Annotated in this window: 2 protein-coding genes and 2 pseudogenes; 1 reads left to right on the top strand and 3 read right to left on the bottom strand. The window is 71.4% G+C overall.

From position 1 onward, the window contains the following. A pseudogene (locus G5C65_RS35015) lies at positions 1–285 on the bottom strand (hypothetical protein); the annotation flags it as partial. Here G5C65_RS35015 and G5C65_RS35010 point away from each other — a divergent pair. After that, positions 236–775: pseudogene (locus G5C65_RS35010) on the top strand (ATPase); the annotation flags it as partial. The pseudogenes G5C65_RS35015 and G5C65_RS35010 overlap by 50 nt on opposite strands. A gap of 109 nt (positions 776–884) precedes the next feature. On the opposite strand, the gene G5C65_RS35005 reads toward G5C65_RS35010, so the two are convergent. Then, positions 885–1754 (bottom strand): ABC transporter permease, encoded by an 870-nt coding sequence (locus G5C65_RS35005; RefSeq protein WP_165303093.1) that lies wholly within the window; start codon positions 1752–1754, stop codon positions 885–887. Then, positions 1751–2743 (bottom strand): ATP-binding cassette domain-containing protein, encoded by a 993-nt coding sequence (locus G5C65_RS35000; RefSeq protein WP_165303092.1) that lies wholly within the window; start codon positions 2741–2743, stop codon positions 1751–1753. Before G5C65_RS35000 ends, G5C65_RS35005 begins: the two co-directional genes overlap by 4 nt. Positions 2744–2794 lie beyond the last annotated feature (51 nt).

The following is a 2794-nucleotide window of genomic DNA, read 5'->3' as shown; positions in this document are numbered from 1 at the left end:
GGCCTCTTCGAAGGCGAAGCGGTCCTCCGCGTCGGTGGCCGCGGAGGTCAGCAGCTCGATGACGTGGTACGGCTCCAGCTCGTCCCCCGCGAGGTAGCCGTGCCGGGCCAGCTCGGCGGGCAGCGCGCCCGGAACGGGCCCGTCCGGTCCGGGCGAGGAGCGTATCGCCGGGGAACGTGCGGCCGGGGACGGTGCGGCCGGGACCGGAGCCGCTGGGGCGGACTCGCTCCTGGGCGAGTTCCGGCGGGACGGCCCCGTGTGGCGGCTCAGCTTCGGGGGCCGCACGGCCCATCTGCCGGACGCCAAGGGACTCCGGGACCTGCATCTGCTGCTCGGCAGCCCCGGCGCGGACATCCCGGCGCCCCGGCTGCTCAACCCGGAGGGCGGCGAGGAGGTCGCCGTGGCCCGCGCGATGAGCGGTGACCCCGTCCTCGACCAGGAGGCCAAGGAGCGCTACGCCCGCCATCTCGCAGCCCTGGACGAGGAGATCGACCGCGCCGTCGCCCTGGGCGACGACGCCCGCGCCGCGGAGTTCGACCGAGAGCGCGACGCGCTGCTGGCCGAACTGCGGGTGGCCTCCGGCCTCGCCGGGCGCACCCGGCGGCTGGGGGACGAGGCGGAGCGGGCCCGGAAGACCGTCACGGCCCGCATCCGGGACACCCTCCGCAAGCTGGATGTGCGCCACCCCGAGCTGGCGGCCCATTTGCGCGGCTCGGTCTCCACCGGCCTGCACTGCCGGTACCGCCCGGAGCAGCCCGTCTCCTGGCGGCTATGAGGCGTGCGCGCGCCCCGGCGCGGTGGTGGCGGGCGAACCGAGCGGCTCCGGTCCGGCGTGTGTGCCACGCTGGGCCGGAGCCGCTTGAGGCCGCGCGGGGCCCGGCTCGCTACTTGCGGTTGTAGAGCCGCATGGTGAGGGTACCGAAGACGCTGATCAGCACGGCTCCTGCGACCAGGGTCCAGGCGATCTCGGAACCGTTCCAGGAACCGTCCATCAAGTCGCGGACGGCGGCCACCAGGTGAGTGATGGGGTTGACGTCCACGAACGCCTGCAGCCAGCCCGGCATGGTCTCCGGCTCGACCATGATGTTGCTCAGGAACGTCATCGGGAACAGCACCATCATGCTGACGCCCATCACCGACTTCTCGGAACGCAGCAGCAGCCCGAACATCGTCCAGATCCAGGAGAACGCGAAGGAGAAGGCGATCAGCAGCACAATCCCCGCCAGCACGCCGGGCACCCCGCCGTCCGGACGGAACCCCATGATGAGGCCGACCACGAGTATCACGACCGAGGCCATGGCGTAGCGCGCGGCGTCGCCGAGCAGATAGCCCACCATGGGGGCGGGCCGCCAAATCGGGAGCGTCCGGAAGCGGTCGAAGACACCCTTCTCGATGTCGGTGTTGACCGCCACACCCGTGTACATCGTCGTCATCACGACGCTCATCACCATGATCCCCGGCAGCAGGAACTGGAGGTAGTCCGACGTCGATCCGGCCAGCGCGCCCCCGAAGAGATAGGTGAACATCAGCGTCATCATGATCGGAAAGGCCGTCACATCGAAGAGCTGCTCGGGCACATGCTTGATCTTCAGCAGCGCCCGCCAGCCGAACGCTGCCGAGACCGACAGTGCGCTCGGCCGCGGTGGCCGTTCGGCGGAGAGCAGCACTGTCGCGAGCTGATCCGACTCGACGGGAGGCAGTTCGCCCTCGCGGGGCTCGGTGGTGGGCGTCCTGGTCTCGACTGGTGCGCTCATACGGCGGCTCCCTTGCGGTCGGTGTCGGTCAGGGCCAGGAAAACCTCGTCGAGACTGGGCTGGCCCAGCGAGAAGTCGTCGACGGTGATGCCGTGCTCCGCCAGCTGGCCCAGTGCGCGGGAGGCGCGCAGCGCGGCTCCCCGCTCGTCGCCGCCGTCGGCGATCCGGGCCGTCAGCGCCACCGGGTCCGCGTCGAGCTGCACCTGGGCCGCCAGCTCCCGGGTCAGCACCTGCCCGGCCTCGGTGCGCTGCCGGGGGTCCCGCAGCCGTACATGCACGGAGCCCGCACCGATCGAGGACTTGAGCCCGCCGGGAGTCCCCTCCGCGATGACCCTGCCGTGGTCGATGACGGCGATCCGCTGCGCCAGCTGGTCGGCCTCCTCCAGGTACTGCGTGGTCAGCAGCACGGTCGTGCCCTGGGCCACCACGGCACGCACGATGTCCCAGACCTGGTTGCGGCTGCGCGGGTCGAGGCCGGTCGTCGGCTCGTCCAGGAACAGCAGCTCAGGGGTGTTGAGGATGCTGGCCGCGATGTCGATACGGCGGCGCATGCCGCCCGAGTAGTTCTTCACCTGGCGGTCGGCGGCGTCGGCGAGCCCGAAGGCGTCCAGGAGGTCGCCGGCGCGGCGCCGTGCGCCCGGTTTGCCGTGCCCGAGCAGCCGGGCCAGCAGCACGAGGTTCTCCACGCCGGTCAGATCCTCGTCCAGCGAGGCGTACTGCCCGGTGAGGCTGACCCGGGAGCGCACGTCGTCGGCTTGCCGCACCACGTCGTGCCCGAAGATCCGGGCCTCGCCGCCGTCCGGGCGGAGCAGGGTGGCGAGCGTCTTGACGGTGGTGGTCTTCCCGGCGCCGTTGGGGCCGAGCACGCCGTAGACCGTGCCGGGCGGGACCGCGAGGTCGACGCCGTCGACGGCTCGGGTCTCGCCGAACACTTTGACCAGGCCCGAGGCTTCGATGGCCAGGGTGTCCGAGGTGGTGCCCTCACTCATGAGGGGCTCCTTTCATCGGAGGGTGGGGTGGATCGATGAAGTGGATGGGGT

The organism is Streptomyces boncukensis (assembly GCF_011045075.1).
GTDB classification, from domain to species: Bacteria; Actinomycetota; Actinomycetes; order Streptomycetales; family Streptomycetaceae; genus Streptomyces; species Streptomyces boncukensis.
The sequence above is the reverse complement of the archived record's forward strand: the minus strand, read 5'-3'. Positions and strand labels throughout refer to the sequence as shown.

What these genes read in the sequence shown, in the direction of transcription:
- G5C65_RS35005 (WP_165303093.1), bottom strand. Translation starts at nt 1,754, where the DNA reads ATGAGCGCACCAGTCGAGACCAGGACGCCCACCACCGAGCCCCGCGAG.
- G5C65_RS35000 (WP_165303092.1), bottom strand. Translation starts at nt 2,743, where the DNA reads ATGAGTGAGGGCACCACCTCGGACACCCTGGCCATCGAAGCCTCGGGC.